Genomic DNA, 26,497 nt, shown 5'->3' with positions numbered 1-26,497 from the left:
CACACATCGCCCCCGAACCGCAGCTTGTTATCCCTCACGGCCTTCAGGCGCCGGCACGTCGCTAACAGGCCGGGGTTTTTGGTTGTTGAACAGAATTCCGTTCACTGCTACACCGGAGTCATGGTCGCAAGCCCCAAGCACTCCGTTGCCTTGGTCACCGCACACCCCGACGATGACGCCTACGGACTGGCCGGCAGCGTGGCACTGCATGCGCGGAATCCGGAGTTCCGGTTCATCCTGATTCTTGCTACCGACGGCGGTGCCGGGGAAGTCGCGCCCGTCGTCGACGTTCCCGCCGGGACATTGGGCGCGTTCCGGCGCCGGGAGGACGAGGCCGCGTGGCGGTCGCACGGCCGGCCTCCGGACCGGCACGAATGGTTCGGCTATCGCGACGGCGGGGTGGCTGATGTGCCGTTCGGGGAGCTCACCGGAAGGATTGCCCTGATCCTGCGGGAGGAGCGTCCGCGGGTGCTGTGTGTACTTTTGGCCCGGACGGAATCACGGGGCACCCGGATCACATCGCCGTGGGCAGGGCAACAGATGCGGCCTTCCATCTGGTCCGCAGCGAGGGCGGGCCGGGGCTGGAACGGCTACTCCACGGTGCTGCCTGCAGGAGCATCGGACCCAGCGGCACGTCATTATGGCTGAGACGCTCTCACGCGAACAACAATTGCGGGTCCTCGGCCGGGAGTCCTACGTGCTCGCCTGGCCGCCCCGGCCGGACGGGGTACCGCTTCTGGCCGACATCTTCGACGCCCGCTGAGGAGAAAAGCCCCGGATCATGCTGGGAAGCGCGGAAATTCGCCGAGCGATTGTGACGCGGCATGAACCCACGTGACCCCGGGTTTCTGCCCTATTGAAGCCGAAATGTGCCCGTACCTACTGTGAATCTATGACCACTTCGGAAGGGTTCTTCCTCGCTTTGCCGGGGCGATGTCACGGGGCCTGAACTTCCGCACCCCCGCAACTCCGCGCTCAGAAGGACTCCGCACATGGCAAACACCCCAGAATCTTCCCGCCCCGGCAGCCGGCCCGGCAGCCGGCCCGGCACCACCAGGATCGTCGCCGGCGAATCGGCCAAGCCGAAGCGAAATCGCAGCATCGAAATCGGCGTCGCCGTGGGCCTGGCCCTGCTGATCGGCGCCGGCGCCGCCGCCGCATCGACGGTGTCTCGCAACGAGAACGACGCCGTGGCCCCTCCGGCCGCCGGCACCACCGCGGCCGCCGAACTCAAGCTCGGCTACTTCGGCAACATCACCCACGCCCCGGCCCTCGTCGGTGTCAACAAGGGGTTCATCGCCAAGGAGCTCGGCCGGACCAAGCTCAGCACCCAGGTGTTCAATGCCGGCCCGGCCGCGATCGAAGCCCTCAACGCCGGCGCCATCGACGCCACCTACATCGGCCCCAACCCGGCGATCAACTCCTACGTCAAGAGCAAGGGCGAATCCATCCGCATCATCGCCGGGGCAGCCTCCGGCGGAGCGCAGCTCGTAGTCCGAGCTGACATCACCTCGCCGGCGGACCTCAAGGGCAAGCGGCTCGCGACTGCGCAGCTCGGCGGCACCCAGGATGTGGCCCTGCGCGCATGGCTCGGCAAACAGGGCTACAAGACCTCCCTGGATGGCGGCGGCGACGTCGCGATCAATCCCACCGAGAACGCCCAGACCCTGAAACTGTTTCAGGACGGCAAGCTCGACGGCGCCTGGTTGCCTGAGCCGTGGGCGTCCCGGCTGGTACTCCAGGCCGGCGCGAAGGTCCTGGTCGATGAAAAGGATCTGTGGGACAAGGGCGAGTTCATCACCACCGTGCTGATCGTCAACAAGAAGTTCGCCGCCGAGCATCCGGAGGCGGTCAAGGCGCTGCTGAAGGGGCACATGGAATCCGTGGATTGGCTCAACGCCGCACCCGCCGCGGAGAAATCCACGGTCCTCAACGCGGCCCTCCGGGAATCGGCCGGGGCTGCCCTGCCCGCTGACGTGATTGAGCGTTCGCTCAAGAACATCGCCTTCACCGTTGATCCGCTCGCTGGAACGTACAAGAAGCTGCTCCGGGACGGTGTCGACGCCGGAACCACAACCCAGGCCGACATCAACGGCATCTTCGACCTGACCGCCCTGAACTCGCTGGCGGCAGCGAAGACCTCGGCGCAGGGACTCGGCAAGGACTAGCCAGTGCCTGCCGTCCCGCCACCACCACTAAGGATGTGACCATGCCAGTCGTACTGGAAAACCTGGGCAAGCGCTTCGGCGACGGCGCCCCGGTGCTGGACGGCGTCAACGCCAGCATCGGACAGGGCGAGTTCGTCGCCTTGCTCGGCGCGTCCGGCTGCGGAAAGTCCACCCTGCTGAACATCATTGCGGGGCTGGAGGCCCCGACGTCGGGCGCCCTCGAAGTGCCCAGCGACGGTGCAGCCTTCATGTTCCAGGACGCGGCACTTTTCCCGTGGCTCACCGCCCGGGAAAACGTGGAGCTTGCCCTCAAGCTGCGCGGCGTCGGCAAGGCCCAACGCCGGGTGCAGGCCGGCGAGCTCCTGGATCTGGTGCATCTGGGCGGGGCGGGGGACAAGCGCCCGCACGAACTTTCCGGCGGCATGCGGCAGCGCGTGGCACTGGCCCGGTCGCTGGCCCAGGACCGGCAGTTGCTCCTGATGGATGAGCCGTTCGCCGCGCTGGACGCGATCACCCGCGACCTGCTGCACGATGAGCTGGAGCGGATCTGGAAGGAAACCGGCCGCACCATCGTCTTCGTCACGCACAACGTCCGGGAAGCCGTCCGCCTGGGCCAGCGCGTGCTGCTGCTCTCCTCCCGGCCCGGGCGCGTGGTGCAGGAATGGCACGTCTCGGAGGAACACCGGACCGACGCCAGCCTGGCCGGACACCTGACCGGCCTCATCACCGCCCGGTTACGCGAGGAGATCCGCCGCCATGCCCAATAGCCAACTCCCCGTGGCCGAAGCCCCGGCCGGGACGCACCCGGTGCACGCCGCCCTGACGCGGTCCTCCACCGGAGCCGAGGACCTGCGCGAGCTGGAAGCCGGACTCGACTCGCTCCAGTCCGACGCTGCCCGCAGGGCCCGGGTCGACTGGAGCCGGATCCTTCTCCCGGTGGCCGCGCTCGCCGTCCTCATCATCGCCTGGCAGGTCTATGTCTGGCTTGGCATCAAACGACGCGACCTCGTGCCCGGCCCGCTCGATGTGATCAGTCAGCTCGGCGCGCTGTGGGGTGAGGCCAAACTGCAGGAAGCCGTTTGGACCTCGCTGCAGCGTGGCGTCGCGGGCTTCCTGATCAGCGTGGTCATCGCGACGCCGGTGGGCCTGCTGCTGGCCCAGGTCGCCCCGCTCCGGCGCGCATTCGGGCCGCTGATTTCCGGGCTGCAGGTCCTGCCGTCAGTGGCGTGGGTGCCGGCCGCCATCATCTGGTTCGGCCTGAGCGACGCCACTGTGTACTTCGTGGTGCTGATGGGTGCCATCCCGTCGATCATCAACGGGCTGATCTCCGGCGTCGACCAGATACCGCCACAGTACCGCCGGGTCGGCACAGTTCTGGGGGCCTCCCGCCTGCAGTTGTCGCTTCAGATCGTCCTGCCGGCCGCGTTGCCGGGATATCTGAGTGGCCTGAAGCAGGGCTGGGCCTTCTCCTGGCGGTCCCTCATGGCCGCGGAAATCATCACGGTGGGAGGCAGCATGGGCTTCGGCCTGGGCTCCATGTTGAACCAGGGCCGCGACCTCGCGGACATGACGATCGTGCTGGCAGCCATCCTGTTGATCCTCGCCGTCGGGATCCTGGTAGAGCTGAGCGTCTTCGCCCCGATCGAGAAGCGCCTGCTGCGCCGCCGCGGCCTCCTTGCCGGCAGCACCCGGTAGCCCGAGCACCGCAACGTATCAGCAGAGCCCGACGGCGACTACCGCCGTCGGGCTCTGCTGTGTCCGCCCGAGCCCGGAGGACTCCTTGTCCGCGTGCCGGTACCGGCCTACACTCACGGCTATTGGCCGGTTTGCGGCCGATCCATCCCAACTCAAGGAGACAGCCGTGGCGCCAAAATTTGGAGTTCTGGCATTGGTCGAAGCCAAAGCGGGAAAAGAACAGAATGTCTGGGACTTCCTCAACGGAGGCCGCGAAATTGTGCTCGGCGAACCCGGCACCCGGACCTGGTATGCCTTCCGGGTCACTGAGAACACCTTCGGCATCTTCGACACCTTCGACACCGAGGAAGACCGCCAGGCCCACCTCAACGGCGCCATCCCGGCAGCCCTCGGTGAACACGGGCCGGAGCTGCTGGCCAAGGACCCAGACATCAAACTGGTCGAAATCATTGCGGTGAAGTAGGACTGGCCGGCGCAGGTCCCGCCGCCGGGCGCAGGTCCCGCCGCCGGCGCAGGTCCCGTCGCTGGCGCTGGTCCCGCCGCCGGCGCCGCCGACGCGTCCTAGCCGAACGGCGGGGGTCCCAGGATTTCGATGCCGCCGTTCACACGCCCGGATTCGCGAATCCGATCAAAATCCACGGCCCCTTCGCGATTATCCTCCGCGCCAAGCGGCTCGCTGGCGCCGAAGTAAAAGGCCTGCGCGCCGCCGGGAATGTGCAGGCAAAGCATCCTGGTCCCCTCCTGCAGGACCTTGAACGCATGGGGAACGCCGCGCGGTGCGATGGCCAGTCCGCCGGCTGCAACGTGGTGCTCCGTGCCGTCCATGTTGATCAGGATCTCGCCGGCCAGGATGTATAGCGTTTCGTCGGAGTCGGGGTGGGTGTGCATCGGTGTGACCTTGTTCAGCGCCATTTCGTCTTCAAAGAGAAGAAACGCCCCGGCGGTGTCTTCCTCCGTCGCCTTCCAGGTCTGCACTCCGCCGCCGAAGAACCAACGCCTGGGCCCTTCGCCGGGCTGCCGGACAATTGCGGATGCTGATCTCTTCGTCTCCATGATGGTCGCCTCAATACCCGTCCAGCTGTTATGGGACTGTTGTCCCATAACAAGACTCATGTACCATGAAGCTCATGTCAAGACCCTATGTCGATGCGGGCCGCACCGGACAGAAGCGCCGCACCTTTGATGCCCTTGTAGCGGCGGCCCGCCAACTCGTCGCGGCCGGCACTACGCCCACAGTGGACGAGGCCGCGCTCGCCGCCGGGGTGGCCCGGAGCACCGCCTACCGCTACTTCCCCGGCCAAAGGGACCTGCTCGCGGCCGCCCACCCCGAGACCGCACGCACGTCGATGCTGCCGGACAACCCACCGGAAGACGTGGCCGAGCGGCTGGATGCCGTGGTGGTCGAGTTCACCCGGATGATCGTCGAAACCGAGTCCCAGCAGAGGACCATGCTGCGCCTGTCGCTGGAGCCTGCGGACGGCCAGGAGCGGAGCCTGCCTCTGCGCCAGGGCCGCGCCATCGCCTGGATCGCCGAGGCGCTGGCCCCGCTGGAGAACAGGCTGTCCGAGCGGGAGATCCATCAACTGGTGCTGGCGATCCGGAGCGCCATAGGCATCGAATCCCTGGTCTGGCTGACCGACGTGGGCGGCCTCGGCAGGGACGCCGCGGTCGCTTCGATGCGGTGGACGGCAGGCGCCCTGCTCGACCAGGCGTTGAGGGCCGGACTGCCGGGAGCCGAGCCGGCAACAGCCAGCGGCCACCCGCCGGAAGGACCCCAGGTTACGTCCGGTTACCCTGCGTGAACGGGTGTTTCCGTTCCGTTGTTAGACATTCGGGCACCGCCCTATCGTCGATGCATGGCAATTCAGGACATTTACCCCACGGCGCTGCGCCTGCTCGGCCGCCCCGTGCTGGTGGTCGGCGGCGGTCCCGTCGCCGCGCGCCGTGCCAAGGGACTGCTGGACGCCGGCGCCCGCGTCACCGTCGTCGCGCCGCTAGCTTGCCCGGCCCTGAACGAACTGGCCGACGCCGGGCTGCTGGAGTTGCAGCCCCGCCAATACCGCCCGTCCGACACCGACGGGGCGTGGTTCATCCAGACCGCCACCGGTGACCCCGACGTCGACACAAAGGTCGCGGCCGACGCGGAGGCCCGGCGCATCTGGTGCGTCAACGCCTCTGACCACGAAGCCTCGGCCGCCTGGACACCCGCCGTCGCCGTCGTGGACGACGTAAAGATTGCCGTGAACGCCGGGGGAGATCCGCGCCGCGCCATGGCCCTGCGCGACGCCGTCGCCACCGCCTTGGAAACCGGTGACCTGCCGTTGCGCCGGCACCGTGTTTCCGGCACAGGTGCAACCGCCGGGGCCGGGTCGGTCGCACTCGTGGGCGGCGGCCCCGGTGATACCGGACTCATCACGGTCCGCGGACGGCGGCTCCTGGGCCAGTCCGACGTCGTGGTGGCTGACCGCCTTGGCCCCCGCGAACTGCTCACGGAACTTGCCCCGGACGTCCGCGTCATCGAAGTCGGCAAGACTCCCGGCCACCACCCCGTCCCGCAGGCGCAGATCAACAAGATCCTGGTGGACGAAGCCCTGGCAGGCCACCGGGTGGTCCGGCTCAAGGGCGGCGACCCGTACGTCTTGGGCCGCGGCGGCGAGGAAGCAGAATTCTGCCGGCAGCGCGGCGTCGAAGTCGAGGTGGTTCCCGGTGTCACGTCGGCCATTTCCGTCCCCGCCGCCGCCGGTATTCCGGTCACGCACCGCGGGCTCGCCAAAGGCTTCAGCGTGGTCACCGGCCACGAGGAGCTCTCCGATGTCCCCGCCCGCGCCGACCACACCGTGATCCTGCTTATGGGTGTGGGGCAACTGCGCGGTTCCGCGGCGTCGCTGGGACGCGCCGGTTTGCCAGCCGGGACGCCGGTTGGCATCGTAGAGAATGGATACCTGCCCAACCAGCGGGTGACCATTGGAACGCTCGGGACTATCGCGGACCAGGCGGAGGCCGCGGGCGTCGCGAATCCCGCCGTGATCGTGATCGGCGACGTGGTCCGCGTCAGCCCGTTCGCGCCGCCGCACTTCAAGACCGCGGACTACAGCACCACGTCTCCGAACGCCCCGCGCGTCCCCGCCCGCTAGCTCCGCCCGAACCGCCCGCACCGCCCAACTAGCTCGCAGCAGAAGCCGTTCTGAGCCCTCATAACGGCCGTAGCTGCGAGTGAGTTGGGAAGCCACGAACCAAAGGAACACAGCCGTGTCAACGAATACTCCCGTAGGAACCGCCGCACGTCCGCTGCGCGTCGCCGTCGTCGGCTCCGGCCCTGCCGGCGTTTACGCCGCGGACATCCTGACCAAAAGCCAGGCCGTCAAAAGTGGCGAGCTCACCGTCAGCATCGACCTCTTCGACCGTTACCCGGCGCCCTACGGCCTGATCCGCTACGGGGTGGCCCCCGACCACCCGCGCATCAAGGGCATCGTGAACGCCCTGCACAAGGTCCTGGACCGCGGCGACATCCGGTTCTTCGGCAACGTGGACTACGGCACGGATCTCACCCTCGGGGACCTCCGCGCCCACTACGACGCCGTGATCTTCGCCACCGGCGCGATCAAGGATGCGGACCTGAACATCCCCGGTATCGAGCTCGAGGGTTCCTACGGCGGCGCCGACTTTGTCTCCTGGTACGACGGGCATCCCGACGTGTCCCGCGACTGGCCGCTCGAGGCCAGGGAAATCGCCGTGATCGGCAACGGCAACGTGGCCCTGGACGTGGCCCGGATGCTCTCCAAGCACGCCGATGACCTCCTGGTCTCCGAAATTCCGGACAACGTCTACGGGGCGCTCAAGGATTCCCCCGTCACCGACGTTCACGTCTTCGGCCGCCGAGGCCCGGCCCAGGTGAAATTCACGCCACTGGAACTGCGCGAACTCTCCCACTCCAGGGACGTCGACATCATCCTCTACCCCGAGGACTTCGAGTTCGACGCGGAATCGGACCGCCAGATCCAAAGCAACAACCAGACCAAGACCATGGTGGGCACGCTCACCAACTGGATCGCCGAGCAGCCCGAGGACCTCTCGGAGCTCACTGCCTCGCGCCGCCTGCACTTGCACTTCCTGCACAGCCCGGTGGAGGTGTACGGGGACAATACCGGCGACGCCGGTGCTCCCGGCCGCGTCGCCGGCATCAAGTTCGAGCGCACGGAGCTGGACGGCACCGGCAACGCCCGCGGCACCGGCGAGTTCATCGACTACCCGGTCCAGGCCGTTTACCGGGCCATCGGCTACTTCGGTTCAGCCCTGCCGGAGGTCGAGTTCGACCACAGCAAGGGCGTCGTGCCGAACGACGGCGGCCGCGTCCTGGACGCTTCCGGCACCCACGTGCCGGGCATCTACGCCACCGGCTGGATCAAGCGCGGACCGGTGGGCCTGATCGGCCACACCAAGGGCGACGCGCTCGAAACCGTGACTTACCTGCTCGAGGACCGCGGGAACCTGCCGCTGGCGGCGGCACCCGCGCCGGAGGCCATCGTCGAACTCCTCGAAAGCCGCGGTATCGAATACACCAGCTGGGAAGGCTGGCTCGCGCTCGACGCGCACGAACGCGACCTCGGCGGGACGGCGACGGCGGCAGGCGGCTCGCACGGCGTCGAGGTCGCCCGTGAACGCATTAAGGTGGTCCCGCGCGAGGACATGGTGGAAATTTCCCGCGGCGGGGTTGCTGCGGAAGTTTAAGCGGTCCTTAACGTGACGACCGCCAAAGCAACGCGGGGTCACTTCGCGCCCATCCCGGAGGGGATTACGGGCGCTAAGTGACCCCGCGTTGCTTTGGTTGTGGGAGATCCGGGGTGGTAGTCAGTACGCTTAGCGTCATGAGGCTCCGTCAAAGTAACGCGTCCGGTCGCGGTTACCGCCGGGTTCCCGCCGGGACCGGCTTCAGCTACAAGGACCTGGACGGTTCCACGCTGCCGCCCGGTCCGGTCCGGGACCGGCTGGAAGGCATCGGCATCCCGCCGGCATGGACGGACGTCTGGATTGCGCCGTACGAGAACGGGCACATCCAGGCCACCGGGCTCGACGCCGTCGGCCGGCGCCAGTACATCTACCATCCGGGCTGGCGTGAGAAAAAGGACCGGCTGAAGTTCGACCGTTCGCTTCAGCTCGCGGAAACCCTCCCGACCGCTCGCCGGCTGGTGACCCTGGACCTGCGCTCCGAGGGCCTCACCCGGGAGCGGGTGATGTCTGCCGCCTTCAGGATGCTGGACAGTGGTTCGCTGCGTGTTGGCTCCGAGCGGTATACCAACGAGAATGGCAGCCACGGCCTGGCCACGCTTCTTTGCGCCCATGTGAAGGTGCGCGAGGACGAGCTGCGGCTCAGCTTTCCCGCCAAGAGCGGCAAGACCTGGGAGTCCCGGATTGACGACGCCGACCTCGCCGGCGTCGTCCGCTCGCTCAAGCGCCGCGGTGGCAACTCCCGGCTGCTCGCCTACAAAAACGGCCGCAGCTGGCACCCGGTCACGAGCGCCGAGATCAACGAGTACGTCAAGGAACGCACCGGCGGGGACTTTACTGCGAAGGATTTCCGCACCCTGCGCGGGTCGGTCGCGGCGGCCGTCAGCCTGGCGCGGAGCGGGCCGCAGCTGAAGGTGTCGGCCCGGAAAAGGGCGGTGAGCCGGGCCATGCTCGACGCGTCCGCGGTCCTCGGGAACACGCCGTCGATCGCCCGGAAGAGCTACGTGGATCCGCGGCTGTTGGATCACTTCGCGGCGGGGGAGACCATTGACCCGAAGCGGCTGGACTCCGCCGAGTCCGAGATCCGGGCGCTGCTCTACCAGGAAGGTGCGGTGGTCCCGCTGCGGTAAAGCGGGGGGGCGCGCTGGACGCGACGCTACATCCGCCCGAACCGCGCCCGGATCAGGGCGAAGACGCCGTAGGCGAGGAAGCCTGCGCCGATGGCAAGAAGCAGGTACGGACCGAACGGGTGGTGCTCGTGGCCGCGGCCATCACGAACAGAGGCCGGTCAGGATTAACGCGAGTCACTTGGCCACATGGCCGGCCACGCCCAGCCCGCTGATGAGGTGGCCGTCCACGTGCATCTGGCGGCGGTCCCATGAGCGAAACCGCCGGAAGCGGGGCTACCATCACTGTGCTAAGTGTGCTTACTATGTCTGGGTGCGGACCTCCCACGTGGGGGCCTGCCTGTCCGGACTCGAAGATAAACGATAGGAAGCTCACCATGGCAGGAAATCTTGTTGCCCGTTCCATCCACGACTTGACCGCGGGAGCGTGGTTTGGCGGTTCACTGATGGGCGCTATCGGATTGAACGGCGCGACGGCTGAGGCCAAGGACCCCGCCGAACGCACCCGGCTCTCCAGTCTCGGCTGGAAGAAATGGGCCCCCTACCAAACGGCGGCGTTCGGTGCGCACCTTCTCTCCGGCCTGGCCATTATCTGGGAAAACAAGGACCGGATGGCCAAGCAGGACGGCGTAACGCGGCTGAGTATCTATAAGACGGTTGTCACCCTGGCGGGTGCGGCCGTGACCCTGTACGCCGGGCTGCAGGGCGCGAAAGTAGAAAAGCTCGCCGGGGAAGGCGGCGCCGGCGCTACCGAACCCAGGCACGGTGCGTCGGAGGAACTCCGCTCCGCCCAGCAGCAGCTGAAGGTCCTGCAGTGGGCCATCCCGGTCTTCGCCGGCTGGGTGATCGTGCTGGGCGCCAAACACGGGGAAATGCAGCGGCCGAAGAACGTCTTCAAGGGCCTCGCCCGCTAGGCGCGCCCGAGCCATTCCGCACAGGAATTCAGGTTGCGGTGGACGCTTTCGACGGCGGCGGCCGCGTTGCGGGCGGCGATGGCGTCCACCAGCTCGCCGTGACCCGGGTGCGGAAGGCCGTCGAAGCCGCCCCGGCGCTGCTGGCGGAGCAGGTCGCTGTGAAACACTCCGCCGAAACTGATGTACAGCTCGTGCAGCAGCGGATTCCCCGAGGCCTGCGCCACCAAGACATGGAAGTCCCAGTCAGCCTGCGCCCAGCCGGCGAAGTCCCGGGCCAGCCAGGCGCTGCGGCGCACTTCGAGCAGTTCCCGCATCGCCGCGACGGCGTCGTCCGTGGCGTGGCGGGCCGCGAGCCGGGCGGCCTGGGTATCCAGGGCCACGCGGACCTCCAATATGTGCATCTGGGAGTGGTCCCGGTACATGCGCTGGGCGGCGCCTGAGATCTCGCTGGTGGCGCGGACGTAGGTCCCGTCCCCGCGCCGGACCTCCAGCATCCCGCTGTGCGCCAGAGCCTTGATCGCCTCACGCAGGGTGCCCCGGGAGATGCCAAGGGCCGCCACCAGTTCCGGTTCGGCGGGAATGCGCTGCTGTAGTTGCCACTCGCCGGACTGGATGGAGTAGCGCAGCTTGGCGGTGACTTCCTCCACCAACGGCGGCCGGTGTGAAGGGCTCAGCGTCATCGCTGCACCCCTTCCAGGGGCGGCTCCACGACCTGGCCGCCGGCGGCCTGCGGCTTCATCACCCGGACCGTCAGCAGATGCCCCACGACAACCTGGCCCGCGGCCACTGCCAGCAGCAGAACCAGCGGCAGGGTCCAGCTGCCTGTGGCGCTGTGCAGCAGGCCCATGCCGAAGGGACCCGCGGTTGCCAGCAGGTAGCCCACCGACTGGGCGACGGTGGATAGCGCGGTGGTCTCGGTGCTGTTCCGGCCGCTGCGGCTGATCATCACCATGATGAGCGGGAAGATTCCGAGCCCGAAACCCAGGAAGACCGCCGTCACGGGGGCCAGGTTGGCAGGCAACAGGAGCATGCCAAGGACGCCAACCACCGTGGAGACACTTGCCAGGTAGAACGCCGGGCGCAACATATGGGGGCGTGCACCGATTGCGATCAGCACCATACCTGCCGGGACCGAGACCAGCTGCATGAGCCCGAACATGAGACCGCCCTGGGAGGCGCTGACGCCCTGCGTGGCCAGCATGTACGGAAACCAGCTGAGCACGGAATAGGCCAGCAGAGCCTGGACGGTGAAACCGACGGTGATCAAGAGCCCGGTGCGGGTCCGCAGCAGCGGCCATGGCGACACATGCATGGCTTTCACTGTTGGTGCGTGGCGGTGCGCGTGCAGCGCAATCGGCAGGAAACCCAGGCAGGCGGCGAGGGCTAGGATGCCGATCGACCCCAGCCCGGCGGAAGGTGAACCGAGCTGCAGTGCCAGCGGCACGATCAGCACCGAAGTGACGGTGGCCCCCGTGGTCATGGTCATCGTATAGAGGGCGGTCATCAGGGAGGTCCGGTCCGCAAAGTATTCACGGATAAAAGTAGGCATCGCCACATTGCACACCGCCAGTCCGGACATGCCGATCACGGTCCCGGCCACCAGCATGCCGGTCGTCGGCACGCCGCGGAGGAGCAGGCCGCCGGCGAGCATCACGAGTGAAAGCAGGATGGCCTTTTCGACGCCGAGCCGCCGGGTGAGCCAGGACGTCGCCGCCCCGGCAACCGCGAAACAAAGCGTGGGAACCGACGGAACGATTGCGGCGACGAACGCGCCGTACCCGAGAACGGCCTGCAGGTCGTGGAAGAGTGCGGAGGCGCCGCTGATGCCGGCCCGCAGGTTCAGCCCGATCAGCACGATGGCGACTGTCCCGAACACGGCAACCGTGCGCGTCCGGACCCGCTGCGGGGTGGCAGGGGCAGTGGCGGGGCGGGCGGAGGCCGCCGTCGTGCGTTTCATAACTAAAGGTTAGACGTCTGATGTTTGGCCGCGCGAGTTGTGTGTCCAACTTCTCGCGGCTCCCGTGTGGCTGTCGGGGCCGGGTCAGCCCGGGTGGCGGGCGCCGAGCCGCTGGACGGCCAGCGCAAGCCAAAGCTGCACGCGGTCCGCAGTTTGCGCCGGGTCGTACCCGGTCAGCTCGGTTATCTGCGCCAGCCGGTAGCGGACGGTGTTCCGGTGCAGGGTGAGGTCCTCGGCGACGGCGGCGACCGAGCCGTTGTTGCCCAGGTAGCTCTCCAGCGTGGCTATCAGGCCGGCCCCGTGGGCGGCGTCGAACTGGCGTAGCGGGTTCAGCGATTCGTTCGCCATGTCCGCCAGCGGGACGTCCTCACTGGCCAGCAGCAGTGAGGTCAGGCTGAGCCGCTCCGGCTCATTGACGGGCAGCCCGTGGCTCGCCGCGTCGCGGGCCTCGAAGTAGCTCCAGCGCAGTCCGTTCGGTTTGGTGTAAGCCCCGCCGATGCCGATCGTGGCGTGGATTCCCGCCTCGGCGAGGTGGTCGCTGAGTCCCCGGGCCAGGGCGGTGGCACCGCTGCCGTCGTCGTGCACCACCGCCACCAGGTCCTGGCCGACGACGGCGGTCACCGCCGTCCTCAGCGGCTGCGGCAGCGAGGAACTCGCCAACGAGGCGGCGTGGGCAGCCGATTCTGCCAGCAGCACCACGTTCTTGCGGGTGCTGTTGACGCCGATGCCGGCGAGCCGCCGGGTAGCCTCGGTGGGCTCCAGGGTTCCATGGATCACGTCTTCAAGGACCTGCCCCGCCAGGGCCCGCTGCGATTGTCGTTGCTTAACCATGTTGTTGAGTTCGACGCTGATCAAGTTCTGCGCGTAGCCGACGATCCCGGAGTCTTCGAACGGGTGCCGGATCCACAGCGTACAGGCGTCGCGGCGGCCAGTGGGGACCGGGTACGAGGCCCAGCCGTCGGTGGAAGGGGAGGGGCCGCCGGCGGCGCTGTTGTAGAGCTCCGCCGTGAACTGCGTCAGGATAATATCGGTGCGCAGCATGGAGCCCAGGTGCTTGAGCAGCTCAGTCAGGCCGCCGCCGGTCAGGAGTGCGCGGGCCAGGACCTGGTGCCCGGCTATCAGTCGCTCCAGCTTGGCGTAGTGGTCCGCGGACTGGGCGTCGGCCACGAGCTTGCCGATCGCGATGAAGGGGGTTTCGTAGGGCACCGCCACCACCGGCAGGCCCCAGCGGTTGGCCTCGGCGACCAGGGCCGGCGGCACCGCGTCGTGCGTGAGCCCGACCCCAAAACCGATGCCCACCGCTCCGGCGCGCTGGACCTGGCGGACGAAGCGGCGCTGCTCAGGGGCGGTCTTCAGCCGCATCCCGGTGGTGAGGACCAGTTCCCCGCCGTTGAGGAAGCGCTGCGGGTCCTCCTGCTCGGTCACCGCAACCCAGCGGATGTCGTGGTGCCAGGTGGTCTCCGCGACGCCGGTTTTCGTCAGCCGCAAAGACGGGACCCCCAGCAGGGCAGCGAGTGAAATTGCCATAAAAGCAGGATAGCCGCGCGCTGGTCAACCGCACTAAAGTCCTGCATTTCCGGTGTGCAGCTGCCTATTCCCAGCCTCACGCACCTGGCATAGGCTCGGAGCAGTCGCAAATCCCTTAGCCCTGTCTCCGCCAGACCAGCTCGAAAGAGGTTGTACACCGTGGTTCAAACCTTGCAGAACTTCATCAACGGGGAGTTCGTTCCCCCCGCCGGCACCGGGTTGCTGCCCATTGTGAACCCCACTAACGGTGACGTGGTGGCACAGGCACCCATCTCTGTGCAGACCGACGTCGACGCCGCCATGACCGCCGCCAAGAACGCCTTCCAGAGCTGGAAGCACACCACGCCCGGGCAGCGCCAGCTCATGCTGCTCAAACTCGCGGATGCCATCGAGGCCAACAGCGACGAGCTCGTGGAGGCCCAGCACCGCAACACCGGCCAGGTCCGCTCCCTGATCGCCTCCGAGGAAGTGGCAGCAGGCGCCGATCAGCTGCGCTTCTTCGCCGGTGCCGCCCGCATCATGGAAGGCAAGTCCGCCGGCGAGTACTTCGAAGGCCACACCTCCTACGTGCGGCGCGAACCGATCGGCGTCGTTGCCCAGGTGGCGCCGTGGAACTACCCGTTCCTCATGGCCATCTGGAAGATCGGGCCTGCCCTGGCCGCCGGCAACACCGTGGTCCTCAAGCCCTCGGACACCACCCCGGAATCCACCCTGGTGCTTGCCCGCCTTGCTGGCGAAATCTTCCCGGCCGGCGTGCTGAACGTCGTCCTCGGCACCGGCGAGACCGGCGCCATGATGGTGGAGCACAAGGTCCCCGGCCTGGTCTCCATCACCGGTTCCGTCCGCGCCGGCATCGCCGTCGCGTCGGGCGCCGCCAAAGGTCTCAAGCGCGCCCACCTGGAACTCGGCGGCAAGGCCCCGGCCATTGTGTTCGCCGATGCCGATATCAAGAAAAGCGCCGCGGCCATCGCCGAGTTCGCGTTCTTCAACGCCGGCCAGGACTGCACGGCCATCACCCGCGTCCTGGTCCAGGATTCGGTGCACGACGACGTCGTGGCCGCCATGGTCGAGCATACAAAGACCCTGCACACGGGCTCGCAGAACGACGAGGACAACTACTTCGGCCCGCTGAACAACGTCAACCACTTCAACGCGGTCAGCTCCGTTGTCGAGCACCTCCCGGCGAACTGCAAGATCGAGACCGGCGGCCACCGCGCGGGCGAGAAGGGCTTCTTCTTCGAGCCCACCATCGTCACAGGTGCGAAGCAAAGCGATGACATCGTGCAGAAGGAAACGTTCGGCCCGGTCATCACGGTGCAGAAGTTCAGTACCGAGGCCGAGGCGATCGAGCTGGCCAACGACGTCGACTACGCCCTGGCCTCCAGCGTCTGGACCACTGACCATGGCACCGCCATGCGGGTCAGCCGCGACCTGGATTTCGGTGCCGTCTGGATCAACACCCACATTCTGCTCACCGCCGAGATGCCGCATGGAGGCTTCAAGCAGTCCGGCTACGGCAAGGACCTCTCCATGTACGGCGTCGAGGACTACACGCGCATCAAGCACGTCATGTCCGCATTAGATGCATAATCCCCCCGGCGCCCTAACCTCGCTCCGCTTCGGCCAGGGAACCCTGCCGGCGTGGGCCCAGCCATCGCAACCAAGAAGGATAAGCCATGACCACCACCGCACCTGACATCACCTACCGGCTCGAGCAGAAACGCCGCGTCCAGGCCGACTTCCCGGGCCCCAAGTCCATTGCCCTGACCGAGCGCCGCAAAGCTGTCGTCGCCGCCGGCGTCGCGTCCAGCGTCCCCGTGTTCGTGGCCGACGCCGACGGCGGCATCATCCACGACGTCGACGGCAATTCCTTCATCGACCTCGGCTCGGGCATCGCCGTGACGAGCGTCGGCGCCTCGGACCCCGCCGTCGTCGGCGCCGTGAAAGAAGCCGTGGAGCACTTCACCCACACGTGCTTCATGGTCACGCCCTACGAGGGCTATGTCGCCGTCGCAGAGCAGCTGAACCGGCTCACCCCGGGCGACCACGAGAAGCGCACCGTGTTGTTCAACTCCGGCGCGGAAGCCGTGGAAAATGCAGTCAAGGTGGCCCGCCTGGCCACCGGCCGGGACGCCGTCGTCGCCTTCGACCACGCCTACCATGGCCGCACTAACCTCACCATGGCCCTCACCGCCAAGGCGATGCCGTACAAAACCAACTTCGGCCCGTTCGCGCCCGAGGTCTACCGGATGCCGATGAGCTACCCGTTCCGCGAGGAAAACCCGGAGATCACCGGTGCCGAGGCCGCCAAGCGTGCCATCACCATGATCGAAAAGCAGATCGGCGGCGAGCAGGTTGCCGCGATCATCATCGAACCCATCCAGGGCGAGGGCGGCTTCATTGTCCCCGCGGCCGGCTTCCTGCCGGAACTGGCCGCCTGGGCCAAGGACAGGGGCATCGTCTTCATCGCCGATGAGGTCCAGTCCGGCTTCTGCCGCACCGGCGAATGGTTCGCCGTGAACCACGAAGGCGTCATCCCCGACATCATCACCATGGCCAAGGGCATCGCCGGCGGCCTGCCGCTCTCCGCCATCACCGGCCGCGCCGATCTCCTCGACGCCGTCCACCCCGGCGGCCTCGGCGGCACCTACGGCGGCAACCCGGTAGCCTGCGCAGCCGCGCTGGCCGCGATCGGTTCGATGCAGCAGTATGACCTCAACACCCGGGCCCGCCACATCGAGGGAATCGCCCTCGGCAGGCTGCGCGAACTTGCCGCTGAGCAGCCCGTGATTGGTGACGTCCGCGGCCGCGGCGCGATGCTGGCGATTGAGCTCGTCCAGGACGGATCCAAGGAACCGAACCCGGAGCTGACCAAGGCCGTCGCCGCCGCCTGCCTCAAGGAAGGTGTCATCATCCTCACCTGCGGCACGTACGGCAACGTGATCCGGCTGCTGCCCCCGCTGGTCATCAGCGATGAACTGCTGCTGGACGGACTCGAGGTCCTGGCCGCGGCGATCAAGGCCAACGCGTAACAGCGCTATTCCGGGGGCCGCTGGGCTAGAGTCGTTCCTACCACCGCAGGAACGCAGACCGGCCGACGTCGCCCGGGCCCCCGGAGCCAAGCTGGACTCTGCCCAGACCCATGAGGGGTTTATCGATGCGCTACGTAGTTGGCTACACACCCGACGACCGCGGCGCCGACGCCGTCGCCCTGGCTTCGGCACTGGCCCGCGCCCAGGGCGCCCACCTGGACCTGGTCCATGTGGTGGACCGGAAAACCCCTTACGTCGCCCTGAACCCGCAGGGTAACCGCGTCAGCGTGGCGGAGCAGTCCGTGCTGACCGCGGAACGGCAGGGTCTCGCCCTGGTTCCCGACGGACTGGTAGCCAGGTTCCATGTGCGCCAGGCTGACTCCTTCGCCGCGGGCCTGATCGACGCCGCGAAAGAATACCGCGCCGGCCTGATCGTGGTAGGCGCGGCGAACAACGGCCTGTTCAAGCGCTACAGCGTCGGCAGTGTGGCCAACGCGCTGCTGCATGCCTCCCCGGTCCCGGTGACGCTGGCGCCGCGCGGTTACCGGCGGACCGAACCGATCAGCGGGCTGACCTTGGCGGTCGGCGAGCGGACCGGAGCGGAGGCGGCAATCGACGTAGCGATCGGAGCCGCCGGGCGCCGCGGCGTCCCGCTGCGGCTGGTGTCGCTGGTTGAACTGGATGCCGAAGGCACCGGCGGCGAAAACATCAACGCCGCGCACATCCACGCAAACACCGTCCTCAAGGCCGCCGCCGACCGTCTGCCCGAAGGGCATCGCGTCAGCGTCGAGGTGGCACACGGCCGCACCATCGAGGAAGCCATCGATGACCTTGAGTGGAACGACGGGGAAGTCATGGTCGTCGGCTCGTCCCGGCTGGCGGAAAAGAACAAACTCTTCATTGGGAGTACGGCCAACAAGGTGCTGCGCGCCCTGCCGGTTCCCATGGTGGTGGTGCCGCGGGATTACGAGCGCATCGACACCGACCCGGAGGACTGAGCCGAGCCGCCGCAGGGCGCCCGGATCTAGGCGGCGGCTCGGGCCAGCTTGCGGGCGCCGGAATTCCTCCGCGCAGTGCCCAGCGTGTCAGCGGTCAGCAGCAGCAGCGCGAGCCAGACGACTCCGAAGCCGATCCAGCGTTCGGTGGTCATGGCCTCCCTGAACACGGTCAGCGCCACGATGAACTGAAGCACCGGGGCGAAATACTGCAACAGCCCGATCGTCGTCATCGGCAGCCGGCGAGCCGAGGCGCCGAAGAACAGCAGCGGGACGGCGGTGATGATGCCGGACGCGAGGAGCAGCCAGAAGTGCCCGGCGCCGTCGGTGGTCAGCGAGGCGGCCCCGCTCACGGCCAGTACGATCATGGTGGCCCCGGCGAACGGTGCGAGCACGACGGTCTCCACGGTGAGGCTGGTGAGCGCGTCAACGCGCGGCCCCACCCGCTTCTTGAAGAAGCCGTAGAGGCCGAAGCTGAACGCCAGGGTCAGGGCGATCCATGGCAGCTTGCCGTAAGAGAAGGACAGCACACCCACAGCCACAAAACCGATCCCGACGGCGGCCCACTGCAGCGGCCGCAGCTTCTCCTTCAGGACAAAGACCCCCAGCAGGACGGACACCAGCGGGTTGATGAAGTAGCCCAGGGACGTTTCGACGGCGTGGCCCGTGGTCACGCCGTAGGTGTAGGTGAGCCAGTTGACCGCGATCAGCCCGGCGGCGATGGCCAGCGGGCCGATCACCGTGCGGTTCCGGAATGCCGCCCCGAGCACCCGCCAGGAACGGGTGACGGTGATCAGCAGGGTGCAGAACAGCAGCGACCAGACCACGCGGTTGGCCACAATTTCGACGGCGCCGGCCGGGGCCAGCACGAAGAAATACAGCGGCAGCAGCCCCCACAGGCCGTAGGCGCCGATGCCGAACAGCACACCCGCCGTCGTTTCTTTGTCCACCGCCTTGAGCCCGGGAGCCTTGCCGCCCTTGAGGGTTCCCGCAGGTGCGGACGTAGTGACCGCAGTGGTGGAGTTCGGCGGGGAAGCGGGTCCGGTGGGAATAGGCACGTAGCCAATAACACCACGTCCGGTGTGCCTATTCCTACCCGCTTGAACGGCCGGCCGTTGGACGTTTCCGCGTCCGGGGCGGGGGACATTTAGAATGGGGGACTGTGCGCAGTAAACACCTGCGCACCCGCCAAGACTCAGAAGGGCTCCCGGTGTCCAGCTCGGCCGAAACTCCGTCCAATCGTCCGCTCCGTGTTGCGATCGTCGGCGCCGGTCCGGCCGGCGTCTACGCCGCGGACATCCTGACCAAGTCCAACGAGGTCAAGGACGGCGACTTCGAGGTCAGCATCGACCTGTTCGAGGCCTACCCCGCGCCTTACGGCTTGATCCGCTACGGCGTGGCCCCGGACCACCCGCGCATCAAGGGGATTGTCAATGCCCTGCACAAGGTTCTGGACCGCGGCGACATCCGCTTCCTCGGCAATGTCAGCTACGGCCGGGACCTGACCCTGCACGACTTCCGCGCCCTCTACGACGCCGTGATCTTCGCAACCGGCGCCATCAGGGACGCGGACCTGGACATCCCCGGCGTCGAACTGGAGGGCTCGTTCGGCGGCGCCGACTTCGTTTCCTGGTACGACGGCCATCCCGATGTGCCGCGCGACTGGCCCCTGGAAGCGAAGGAAATTGCCGTGATCGGCAACGGCAACGTCGCCTTGGACGTCGCCCGGATGCTGGTTAAGCACGCGGACGAACTGCTGGTCACGGAAATCCCGGACAACGTCTACCGGGCGCTCAGGGACTCCCCGGTCACAGACGTCCACGTCTTCGGCCGCCGCGGCCCGGCACAGGTGAGATTCACCCCGCTGGAGCTGCGCGAGCTCAGTCACGCGAACGACGTGGACATCGTCCTCTACCCCGAGGACTTCGAGTTCGACGACGCCTCCGATGAGGCCATCCGCACGAACAACCAGATCAAGACCATGGTGAACACGCTGGGCAACTGGCTCGTCGAGGAGCACACCGAGGCCGAGCAGCCGTCTTCCCGCCGCCTGCACCTGCACTTCCTGCATAACCCGGTCGAGATCCTCGGAGAAAACAAGGACGACGCCGCGCACCCCGGCAGGGTTTCGGGTATCAGGTTCGAGCGCACCGAGCTGGACGGCACGGGCAATGCCAAGGGCGCCGGCCAGTTCGTCGACTACCCGGTCCAGGCCGTCTACCGCGCCATCGGATATCACGGCTCACCGCTGGAGGAGTTGGAGTACGACGCCCGGCGCGGGGTCATCCCCAACGAAGGCGGCCGCGTGCTCGATGCCGAGGGAAACCCGGTACCCGGCATTTACGCCACCGGCTGGATTAAGCGCGGCCCGGTCGGCCTGATCGGCCACACCAAGGGCGACGCCCTGGAAACCATCGGCTTCCTGCTCGAGGACCGGCTGACCCTTCCGCCCGCACGGAACCCGGACCCGCAGGCCATCATCGAACTACTCGAGCAGCGTGGCGTCGAATACACCACCTGGGAGGGCTGGAACAGGCTGGATGCGCACGAACTTGCCCTCGGCGCGACGTGGTCCGCCGCCCGCGGGGCTGACGGCGGAGTCGACGGCGTCGTGCGCGAACGCATCAAAGTCGTCCCGCGGGAAGAAATGATCCGGATTTCCCGGGAGTGACCAGTCCCCGCAGCGCATAAAGTCCCATGACGCGAAAAAACCTTGGCGCACCGGGTGTTCCTGCATCGACGGGCAATCCGCGCGTCGCCGAGACGTTCGCGCATCCGCTGGCGGGGGTTCGGAACGCCCCGTAGACTCGGTGGGAATCGGCTGCCTCCGGCCCGCCGTAGTGCGCTGAAGAAGGTGCCAGCCAGGTGGGAGATTCAATGAGGAATCCGGTCGGGCCCGAAGCCCCGCGCGGTTACGGCCACGGCATGAGCCCGGAACTGCGCCAGCGGTTTGCCCGCGCCGGGCATGAACAGCTCGGCGGCCCCGGCATGGGCGCGGAGCAGCTGCCCGGGCTTCGCAGCCTGATCCGGGAATCCTGGCAGCGTTCCGAGCAACTGCACGCCAACCCGGACAACCCCGAGGCCCCGCTTGCCATGGACCGTGACGAAATCGAGGACTACCGCCGGCAGCACCCGCTGGCCGCGATCATGCCTGTGATCCACAAGCTCCTGGTCCTGCCCAGTTACGACAGCGGCATGCTGGTGGCCGTCGGGGACGAGGTGGGCCGGCTGTTGTGGGTTGAGGGGGATCCCGCCCTGCAGCGCCGGGCCGAAGGGATGATGTTTGTCCCGGGCGCCGACTGGTCCGAGGCCACCGTGGGCACGAGCGCCCCAGGCACCGCGCTGGCCCTGGGCCGCGGCATCCAGATCGCCGGCGCCGAACACTACAAGCGATCGGTGCACCCCTGGAGCTGCACGGCCGTGCCGTTCCACGATCCGGATTCCGGCGCCCTGCTGGGCGTCGTCGACATCACCGGCACCGAGTCCGCCGTCGCACCCCACACCCTGTCCCTCGTCGAGGCGACCGTCGCCGCCGCCCAGGCACACCTGCGGGTGGAGCGGCTCCAGCGTGCCGCAACCCGGCAGCCGACGCCGGTCCGGCGCCGGACATCCGCGGCCGCGCGCGGTGCCTTCCCCACCGGCGGGGCGGGGTCCGCCGGTCCGCGCGCCGGGACGGCCGGCAGCCTCTACCGCAACAGCCTGCAACTGCTCGGCCGCGATCAGGCGGTGCTGAGCCTGGATGGCCGCACCGTCAGCCTCTCCGCCCGGCACAGCGAAATCCTGGCCCTGCTCAGCGCGCATCCGGAAGGGCTCAATGCCGAGGAGCTCAGCGCGCTGCTCTACCCGGGCAACGGCTCCACCATAACGCTGCGCGCTGAGATGGTCCGCCTGCGCAAGGTCCTGCAGCAACTCAATCCGGACGCCGTCCCGGCGTCGCGGCCCTACCGGCTGACAGTGGACCTTGCGCCGGATTCCGGCCAGGTGCTCAGCTGCCTGCAGCGCGGCGCCCACCGGATCGCGCTGGAAATCTACCGCGGCGCTATGCTGCCCCGCTCCGAGGCGCCCGGTATCATCGAGCTCCGCCGCCGCCTCTCCGCCCTGCTGCGTGAAGCTGTCCTGACCGACGGCAGCGCGGAGTCGCTGCTGAGATACGCGGAGCTGCCGGAAGCACGGGACGACGTCGACGTCCGGACCGCCGCCCTGAAACTGTTGCCGCCGCGGTCACCCAAGCGGGCAGCTGTCGTCGCGGACCTAGAACGGCTGGATGCGGAGCTCAGCGTCTGAGACCGAGGAGTGACGCGGTGCCCGGAGTGACTCGGTTCATACGGTTGCAACCTGCCTGCAACCTCCCCGCTCCTAGGCTGGTGGCAGCGGCGGCCGCAGGAATCACGGCGGCCGCTCCCGCCACCAGATCCTGCATACCAATCTTGCACAGCAAAGGAGCTAGCAATGACTGTCTACGCACAGCCCGGCACCGAGGGTTCGAAGGTCACGTTCAAGGACCGCTACGAGAACTGGATCGGGGGCGAGTGGGTTGCCCCGGTCAAGGGCCAGTACTTCGAAAACATCACCCCGGTCACCGGCAAGGCCTTCTGCGAGGTCGCCCGCGGCACCGCCGAGGACATCGAGCTGGCGCTGGACGCCGCGCACAAGGTCGCCCCGTCCTGGGGCAAGACGTCCGTCGCCGAACGCGCCGCCGTCCTGAACAAGATCGCCGACCGGATCGACGAAAACACCGAACTGCTGGCCGTCGCTGAGTCCTGGGACAACGGCAAGCCGATCCGTGAAACCCTCAACGCGGACATCCCGCTCGCCGCGGACCACTTCCGCTATTTCGCCTCGGCCGTCCGCGCCCAGGAAGGCCGGCTGTCCCAGCTCGACGACGACACCACCGCCTACCACTACCACGAGCCGCTCGGCGTCGTCGGCCAGATCATCCCGTGGAACTTCCCCATCCTGATGGCCGTCTGGAAGCTGGCCCCCGCGCTGGCTGCCGGAAACGCCGTCGTCCTCAAGCCGGCCGAGCAGACCCCGTCCTCGATCCTGGTGCTGATGGAACTCATCAGCGACCTGCTGCCCGCGGGCGTCATCAACGTCGTCAACGGCTTCGGCGTCGAGGCCGGCAAGCCGCTCGCCTCCAGCCCGCGGATCCGCAAGATCGCCTTCACCGGCGAGACCACCACGGGCCGCCTGATCAGCCAGTACGCGTCCCAGAACCTGATCCCTGTCACCCTGGAACTGGGCGGCAAGAGCCCCAACATTTTCTTCAACGATGTCGCGGACAACAACGACGCCTTCTACGACAAGGCCCTTGAAGGATTCACGCTGTTCGCCTTCAACCAGGGCGAAGTCTGCACCTGCCCGTCCCGTGCCCTGGTCCAGGAAGGCATCTACGACTCCTTCATGGCCGATGCGCTGGCCCGCACCCAGAAGATCATCCAGGGCAACCCGCTGGACACCGACACCCAGCTCGGCGCCCAGGCCTCCAACGACCAGCTCGAAAAGATCCTCTCCTACATCGACATCGGGAAGCAGGAAGGCGCCAAAGCGCTCACCGGAGGCGCCCGCGCCGAACTATCCGGCGACCTGGCCGGCGGCTACTACGTCCAGCCGACCATTTTCGAGGGCCACAACAAGATGCGGATCTTCCAGGAGGAGATCTTCGGCCCGGTGCTTTCGGTAACCCGGTTCAGTGACTACAACGACGCCATGGGCATCGCCAACGACACCCTGTACGGCCTCGGCGCCGGCGTCTGGTCCCGCAACGGCAATGTCGCCTACCGGGCCGGCCGCGAGATCCAGGCGGGCCGGGTGTGGGTCAACAACTACCACGCCTACCCGGCAGGGGCCGCGTTCGGCGGCTACAAGTCCTCCGGCATCGGCCGTGAGAACCACGCCATGATGCTGGACCACTATCAGCAGACCAAGAATCTCCTGGTCAGCTACAACGAGAACAAGCTCGGCTTCTTCTAAGCCGATGCGGCGGGGCGGACCGGACCGGTCCGCCCCCCGCCCCGGTCCGCCCCCGCCCTGCCCACCCGCCCACCCAGGAGGCGCCCCGATGTCCCAGACCAGGCTTGAAGCCGCCGTGACGCTGGCCGGCGAGGACTTTTCCCGGGTGGCGCTCACCCCCGAGGCCGTGGAGCTGCTCCGCTTGCTCTGGCTCCGGCACGGTCCGCTCATGTTCCACCAGTCCGGCGGCTGCTGCGACGGTTCCTCGCCCATGTGCTACCCGGCGGGGGAGCTCCTTACCGGCGACTCGGATGTGTTGCTGGGCCTGTTCGACATTTCGGACGGTGTGCAGCCCCAACCACTCGAGTTCTGGATGTCCAAAGAGCAGTTCAACTACTGGAGCCACACCCATCTGACGGTTGACGTTGTCCCGGGCCGCGGGAGCGGGTTCTCGGTCGAGGCGCCCGAGGGGAAACGCTTCCTGATCCGCTCGACGCTGATGGACTGGCCCATCTGAGCCGACCGAGGTCCCGGTCCGAGCTCCGCGGCGTCTCATAATGTGAGATGAAAACGGCCGTCCACTGGATGGACACTAGTGTTAATAGGTCTGTTTCCACCCAGCTATCTAGATTTTGGACTTTCCTATGAACCTTTTCCGGACCAAATCCATTGAGCAGTCGATGGCCGACGCCGATGAGCCTGGGCGCAAGCTGAAACGCTCGCTCAGCACCTGGGACCTGATGATCATGGGCGTCGCCGTCGCCGTCGGGGCCGGGATCTTCTCGGTCGGCGCCAAGGCCGCTGCGAATTTCGCCGGCCCGGCCGTGACTCTCTCCTTTGCGATCGCAGCGGTCACCTGCGCGCTGGCGATCATGTGTTATGCCGAGTTCGCCACTGCCATCCCCGTGGCCGGCTCCGCGTACGTCTTCACCTACGCCACGATGGGCGAGGTGCTCGCTTGGATTATCGGCTGGAACCTCATCCTCGAGCTCTTCACCGCCGCCGCCGTGATCGCGAAGTACTGGGGCATCTACCTCAGCAAGGTCTTCGCGCTGACGGGCCTGGACGTTCCGCCGTCGATCTCCGTGGCCGGCGTCGACCTCTACTGGGGTGCGTTCCTGATCGTGGCCGTGTTCACCGTGCTGCTGGTGCTGGGGACGAAACTGTCCGCCCGCGTCGGCAACGTGTTTACTCTGATCAAAATCGCTGTCGTGCTCTTCGTGATCGTGGTCGGCTTCAGCTATGTGAAATTCGAGAACTACGCACCGTTCGTCCCGGCCTCCGAACCGACCGGCGGCACAGGCGCCACGGACGTGCTCAAGCAGTCCTTCTTCGGCTTCCTGACGGGCGCTGCCCCGGCGCAATACGGCACGTTGGGCGTCTTCGCCGGCGCGGCCCTCGTGTTCTTCGCCTTCATCGGGTTCGACGTCGTCGCCACCTCTGCGGAGGAGGTCAGGAACCCGCAGAAGACGCTGCCCCGCGGCATCTTCGGCGGCCTGGCGATCGTCACGGTGCTCTACATCCTGGTCTCGCTCGCGCTCACCGGCATGGTCTCATATACCAAGCTGGCAGAGACTAAGAACCCGACCCTCACCACCGCCTTCGAGGCCGTGGGCAACACCGACGCCGCCAAGGTGATCGCCTTCGGCTCCCTCGTGGGCCTGACCACTGTGATCATGGTGTTGCTGATGGGCCTCTCCCGCGTGGTCCTGGCGATGAGCCGCGACGGCCTGTTGCCCCGCTCGCTGTCCAAGACCTCCACCATCCGGGCCACCCCGGTCCGCCTGCAAGTCATCTGTGGCGCAGCTGTGGCGGTTGTGGCCGGGCTGACCAACGTTGACCTGCTCGAGGAAATGATCAACATCGGGACGCTTTCCGCGTTCGTAATGGTCAGCCTCGGCATCCTGGTGCTGCGCAAGAAGCGCCCGGATCTGAATCCGGCGTTCCGCGTGCCTTTCGGCAAGGTGCTCCCGGTGGTGTCGGCCGTGTTGTGCCTGTACCTGATGACCAACCTGGCCGTGGAGACCTGGATCTTCTTCGCCATCTGGCTCGTTGTCGGCATCGCAATCTACTTCGCCTACGGCCAGCGCCACTCCCGCCTCAACGAGAAGTTCGCCGAGGCGAGGACCGCCGTCAACGGAACGCCCGCCACCCCCGCCACGCCGGCTGACCGGGAGGACGCGGAGTCGCTCACCCGCTCCTAGCGGCCACACCCTCAACGGCAACAAGATAGTTCGACGCGGGGTCGCCCAGGGTCCGTCCGGCACTTCCGGCGGTACCGCGGGTGGCCCCGCGTTCTTTATGCCAGCCTGAGTATTTGATGCCTTGAGAGCCACCCGATCGTGCGGTTCAGAGCCAGCGATCGTGCGGAAGAGAGCCAGTGGTGGTGTGGTTGGGAGCCACTG

24 protein-coding genes and 1 pseudogene are annotated in these 26,497 nt (G+C 67.3%); 19 read left to right on the top strand and 6 right to left on the bottom strand.

Going from position 1 to position 26,497, the window contains the following annotated elements; translation table 11 throughout:
* The first annotated feature begins 120 nt into the window (after positions 1 to 120).
* From ABIB14_RS16920 to ABIB14_RS16895, 6 genes are all read left to right on the top strand, one after another.
* Positions 121 to 648 carry a PIG-L family deacetylase gene (locus ABIB14_RS16920; protein WP_354237071.1) on the top strand — a complete coding sequence of 176 codons (528 nt, stop codon included), beginning with the start codon at positions 121 to 123 and terminating at the stop codon, positions 646 to 648.
* Positions 641 to 763 (top strand): hypothetical protein, encoded by a 123-nt coding sequence (locus ABIB14_RS16915; RefSeq protein ID WP_354237070.1) that lies wholly within the window; start codon positions 641 to 643, stop codon positions 761 to 763. Before ABIB14_RS16920 ends, ABIB14_RS16915 begins: the two co-directional genes overlap by 8 nt.
* Positions 764 to 992: 229 nt before the next feature.
* Complete coding sequence (locus ABIB14_RS16910; protein ID WP_354237069.1) at positions 993 to 2,168, top strand: ABC transporter substrate-binding protein; 1,176 nt, start codon at positions 993 to 995, stop codon at positions 2,166 to 2,168.
* Between the two features lie 41 nt (positions 2,169 to 2,209).
* A complete protein-coding gene (locus tag ABIB14_RS16905; RefSeq protein WP_354237068.1) occupies positions 2,210 to 2,935 on the top strand; it encodes an ABC transporter ATP-binding protein in 726 nt (241 codons plus the stop codon).
* Positions 2,925 to 3,863 (top strand): ABC transporter permease, encoded by a 939-nt coding sequence (locus tag ABIB14_RS16900; RefSeq protein WP_354237067.1) that lies wholly within the window; start codon positions 2,925 to 2,927, stop codon positions 3,861 to 3,863. The genes ABIB14_RS16905 and ABIB14_RS16900 overlap by 11 nt, the downstream gene beginning before the upstream one ends.
* Before the next feature lie 166 nt (positions 3,864 to 4,029).
* A complete protein-coding gene (locus ABIB14_RS16895; RefSeq protein ID WP_354237066.1) occupies positions 4,030 to 4,326 on the top strand; it encodes a putative quinol monooxygenase in 297 nt (98 codons plus the stop codon).
* A gap of 98 nt (positions 4,327 to 4,424) precedes the next feature.
* On the opposite strand, the gene ABIB14_RS16890 is transcribed toward ABIB14_RS16895, so the two are convergent.
* Positions 4,425 to 4,838, bottom strand: coding sequence for a cupin domain-containing protein (locus ABIB14_RS16890; protein ID WP_354237065.1), 414 nt, complete (start codon positions 4,836 to 4,838; stop codon positions 4,425 to 4,427).
* A 152-nt stretch (positions 4,839 to 4,990) separates the two neighbouring features.
* Here ABIB14_RS16890 and ABIB14_RS16885 point away from each other — a divergent pair, with 152 nt between their 5' ends.
* The 4 genes from ABIB14_RS16885 to ABIB14_RS16870 all read left to right on the top strand — a co-directional run bounded on the left by ABIB14_RS16885 (position 4,991) and on the right by ABIB14_RS16870 (position 9,718).
* Positions 4,991 to 5,665 carry a TetR/AcrR family transcriptional regulator gene (locus ABIB14_RS16885; protein ID WP_354237064.1) on the top strand — a complete coding sequence of 225 codons (675 nt, stop codon included), beginning with the start codon at positions 4,991 to 4,993 and terminating at the stop codon, positions 5,663 to 5,665.
* Positions 5,666 to 5,719: 54 nt separating this feature from the next.
* Positions 5,720 to 6,997, top strand: a complete 1,278-nt coding sequence (gene cobA, locus ABIB14_RS16880) for a uroporphyrinogen-III C-methyltransferase (RefSeq protein WP_354237063.1) — start codon at positions 5,720 to 5,722, stop codon at positions 6,995 to 6,997.
* A gap of 115 nt (positions 6,998 to 7,112) precedes the next feature.
* Complete coding sequence (locus ABIB14_RS16875) at positions 7,113 to 8,591, top strand: FAD-dependent oxidoreductase (RefSeq protein WP_354237062.1); 1,479 nt, start codon at positions 7,113 to 7,115, stop codon at positions 8,589 to 8,591.
* A gap of 137 nt (positions 8,592 to 8,728) precedes the next feature.
* The gene (locus ABIB14_RS16870) at positions 8,729 to 9,718 is read left to right on the top strand and encodes a DNA topoisomerase IB (RefSeq protein WP_354237061.1); all 990 of its coding nucleotides are present in this window, start codon (positions 8,729 to 8,731) and stop codon (positions 9,716 to 9,718) included.
* A gap of 26 nt (positions 9,719 to 9,744) precedes the next feature.
* Here the strand turns inward: ABIB14_RS16870 and ABIB14_RS18790 are convergent.
* Positions 9,745 to 9,940 (bottom strand): annotated as a pseudogene (locus ABIB14_RS18790) (DUF1206 domain-containing protein); the annotation flags it as partial.
* Between the two features lie 152 nt (positions 9,941 to 10,092).
* Here ABIB14_RS18790 and ABIB14_RS16860 point away from each other — a divergent pair.
* The gene (locus tag ABIB14_RS16860) at positions 10,093 to 10,629 is read left to right on the top strand and encodes a hypothetical protein (protein WP_354237060.1); all 537 of its coding nucleotides are present in this window, start codon (positions 10,093 to 10,095) and stop codon (positions 10,627 to 10,629) included.
* Here ABIB14_RS16860 and ABIB14_RS16855 read toward each other — a convergent pair.
* The 3 genes from ABIB14_RS16855 to ABIB14_RS16845 form a co-directional block, all read right to left on the bottom strand.
* Entirely contained in the window at positions 10,626 to 11,309 is a 684-nt protein-coding gene (locus tag ABIB14_RS16855; RefSeq protein ID WP_354237059.1) for a FadR/GntR family transcriptional regulator, read from the bottom strand. The two genes, ABIB14_RS16860 and ABIB14_RS16855, sit on opposite strands and share 4 nt — an antisense overlap.
* Positions 11,306 to 12,586, bottom strand: coding sequence for an MFS transporter (locus ABIB14_RS16850; protein WP_354237058.1), 1,281 nt, complete (start codon positions 12,584 to 12,586; stop codon positions 11,306 to 11,308). The genes ABIB14_RS16855 and ABIB14_RS16850 overlap by 4 nt, the downstream gene beginning before the upstream one ends.
* Positions 12,587 to 12,670: 84 nt before the next feature.
* A complete protein-coding gene (locus ABIB14_RS16845; RefSeq protein WP_354237057.1) occupies positions 12,671 to 14,113 on the bottom strand; it encodes a PucR family transcriptional regulator in 1,443 nt (480 codons plus the stop codon).
* Positions 14,114 to 14,272: 159 nt separating this feature from the next.
* On the opposite strand from ABIB14_RS16845, the gene ABIB14_RS16840 reads away from it, so the two are divergent.
* From ABIB14_RS16840 to ABIB14_RS16830, 3 genes are all read left to right on the top strand, one after another.
* Complete coding sequence (locus tag ABIB14_RS16840) at positions 14,273 to 15,703, top strand: gamma-aminobutyraldehyde dehydrogenase (protein WP_354237056.1); 1,431 nt, start codon at positions 14,273 to 14,275, stop codon at positions 15,701 to 15,703.
* Positions 15,704 to 15,789: 86 nt separating this feature from the next.
* Complete coding sequence (gabT, locus tag ABIB14_RS16835; protein WP_354237055.1) at positions 15,790 to 17,145, top strand: 4-aminobutyrate--2-oxoglutarate transaminase; 1,356 nt, start codon at positions 15,790 to 15,792, stop codon at positions 17,143 to 17,145.
* 125 nt (positions 17,146 to 17,270) lie between these two features.
* Entirely contained in the window at positions 17,271 to 18,143 is an 873-nt protein-coding gene (locus ABIB14_RS16830; protein ID WP_354237054.1) for a universal stress protein, read from the top strand.
* A gap of 26 nt (positions 18,144 to 18,169) precedes the next feature.
* On the opposite strand, the gene rarD is transcribed toward ABIB14_RS16830, so the two are convergent.
* Positions 18,170 to 19,198, bottom strand: coding sequence for an EamA family transporter RarD (rarD, locus tag ABIB14_RS16825; RefSeq protein WP_354237053.1), 1,029 nt, complete (start codon positions 19,196 to 19,198; stop codon positions 18,170 to 18,172).
* Between the two features lie 152 nt (positions 19,199 to 19,350).
* Between rarD and ABIB14_RS16820 the strand changes: the two genes are divergently transcribed.
* The 5 genes from ABIB14_RS16820 to ABIB14_RS16800 all read left to right on the top strand — a co-directional run bounded on the left by ABIB14_RS16820 (position 19,351) and on the right by ABIB14_RS16800 (position 26,296).
* Positions 19,351 to 20,811, top strand: coding sequence for an FAD-dependent oxidoreductase (locus tag ABIB14_RS16820; RefSeq protein ID WP_354237079.1), 1,461 nt, complete (start codon positions 19,351 to 19,353; stop codon positions 20,809 to 20,811).
* Between the two features lie 206 nt (positions 20,812 to 21,017).
* On the top strand, positions 21,018 to 22,424 hold the full coding sequence (locus ABIB14_RS16815; protein WP_354237052.1) for a GAF domain-containing protein: 1,407 nt from the start codon (positions 21,018 to 21,020) through the stop codon (positions 22,422 to 22,424).
* A 165-nt stretch (positions 22,425 to 22,589) separates the two neighbouring features.
* Positions 22,590 to 24,113, top strand: coding sequence for an acetaldehyde dehydrogenase ExaC (gene exaC, locus ABIB14_RS16810; protein ID WP_354237051.1), 1,524 nt, complete (start codon positions 22,590 to 22,592; stop codon positions 24,111 to 24,113).
* An 88-nt stretch (positions 24,114 to 24,201) separates the two neighbouring features.
* Complete coding sequence (locus tag ABIB14_RS16805) at positions 24,202 to 24,609, top strand: DUF779 domain-containing protein (protein WP_354237050.1); 408 nt, start codon at positions 24,202 to 24,204, stop codon at positions 24,607 to 24,609.
* Positions 24,610 to 24,736: 127 nt separating this feature from the next.
* Positions 24,737 to 26,296, top strand: a complete 1,560-nt coding sequence (locus tag ABIB14_RS16800; protein WP_354237049.1) for an amino acid permease — start codon at positions 24,737 to 24,739, stop codon at positions 26,294 to 26,296.
* Positions 26,297 to 26,497 lie beyond the last annotated feature (201 nt).

It is taken from the genome of Arthrobacter sp. UYEF3 (genome assembly GCF_040546245.1).
Taxonomy (GTDB): Bacteria; Actinomycetota; Actinomycetes; order Actinomycetales; family Micrococcaceae; genus Arthrobacter.
This window is presented reverse-complemented; position numbering and strand designations above follow the sequence as displayed.

Excerpts from the sequence above, each read along its gene's own strand:
- ABIB14_RS16920 (WP_354237071.1), top strand. The coding sequence starts at position 121 with ATGGTCGCAAGCCCCAAGCACTCCGTTGCCTTGGTCACCGCACACCCC.
- ABIB14_RS16915 (WP_354237070.1), top strand. The coding sequence starts at position 641 with ATGGCTGAGACGCTCTCACGCGAACAACAATTGCGGGTCCTCGGCCGG.
- ABIB14_RS16910 (WP_354237069.1), top strand. The coding sequence starts at position 993 with ATGGCAAACACCCCAGAATCTTCCCGCCCCGGCAGCCGGCCCGGCAGC.
- ABIB14_RS16905 (WP_354237068.1), top strand. The coding sequence starts at position 2,210 with ATGCCAGTCGTACTGGAAAACCTGGGCAAGCGCTTCGGCGACGGCGCC.
- ABIB14_RS16900 (WP_354237067.1), top strand. The coding sequence starts at position 2,925 with ATGCCCAATAGCCAACTCCCCGTGGCCGAAGCCCCGGCCGGGACGCAC.
- ABIB14_RS16885 (WP_354237064.1), top strand. The coding sequence starts at position 4,991 with ATGTCAAGACCCTATGTCGATGCGGGCCGCACCGGACAGAAGCGCCGC.
- cobA (WP_354237063.1), top strand. The coding sequence starts at position 5,720 with ATGGCAATTCAGGACATTTACCCCACGGCGCTGCGCCTGCTCGGCCGC.
- ABIB14_RS16870 (WP_354237061.1), top strand. The coding sequence starts at position 8,729 with ATGAGGCTCCGTCAAAGTAACGCGTCCGGTCGCGGTTACCGCCGGGTT.
- ABIB14_RS16860 (WP_354237060.1), top strand. The coding sequence starts at position 10,093 with ATGGCAGGAAATCTTGTTGCCCGTTCCATCCACGACTTGACCGCGGGA.
- ABIB14_RS16855 (WP_354237059.1), bottom strand. The coding sequence starts at position 11,309 with ATGACGCTGAGCCCTTCACACCGGCCGCCGTTGGTGGAGGAAGTCACC.
- ABIB14_RS16850 (WP_354237058.1), bottom strand. The coding sequence starts at position 12,586 with ATGAAACGCACGACGGCGGCCTCCGCCCGCCCCGCCACTGCCCCTGCC.
- ABIB14_RS16845 (WP_354237057.1), bottom strand. The coding sequence starts at position 14,113 with ATGGCAATTTCACTCGCTGCCCTGCTGGGGGTCCCGTCTTTGCGGCTG.
- gabT (WP_354237055.1), top strand. The coding sequence starts at position 15,790 with ATGACCACCACCGCACCTGACATCACCTACCGGCTCGAGCAGAAACGC.
- ABIB14_RS16830 (WP_354237054.1), top strand. The coding sequence starts at position 17,271 with ATGCGCTACGTAGTTGGCTACACACCCGACGACCGCGGCGCCGACGCC.
- ABIB14_RS16815 (WP_354237052.1), top strand. The coding sequence starts at position 21,018 with ATGAGGAATCCGGTCGGGCCCGAAGCCCCGCGCGGTTACGGCCACGGC.
- exaC (WP_354237051.1), top strand. The coding sequence starts at position 22,590 with ATGACTGTCTACGCACAGCCCGGCACCGAGGGTTCGAAGGTCACGTTC.
- ABIB14_RS16805 (WP_354237050.1), top strand. The coding sequence starts at position 24,202 with ATGTCCCAGACCAGGCTTGAAGCCGCCGTGACGCTGGCCGGCGAGGAC.
- ABIB14_RS16800 (WP_354237049.1), top strand. The coding sequence starts at position 24,737 with ATGAACCTTTTCCGGACCAAATCCATTGAGCAGTCGATGGCCGACGCC.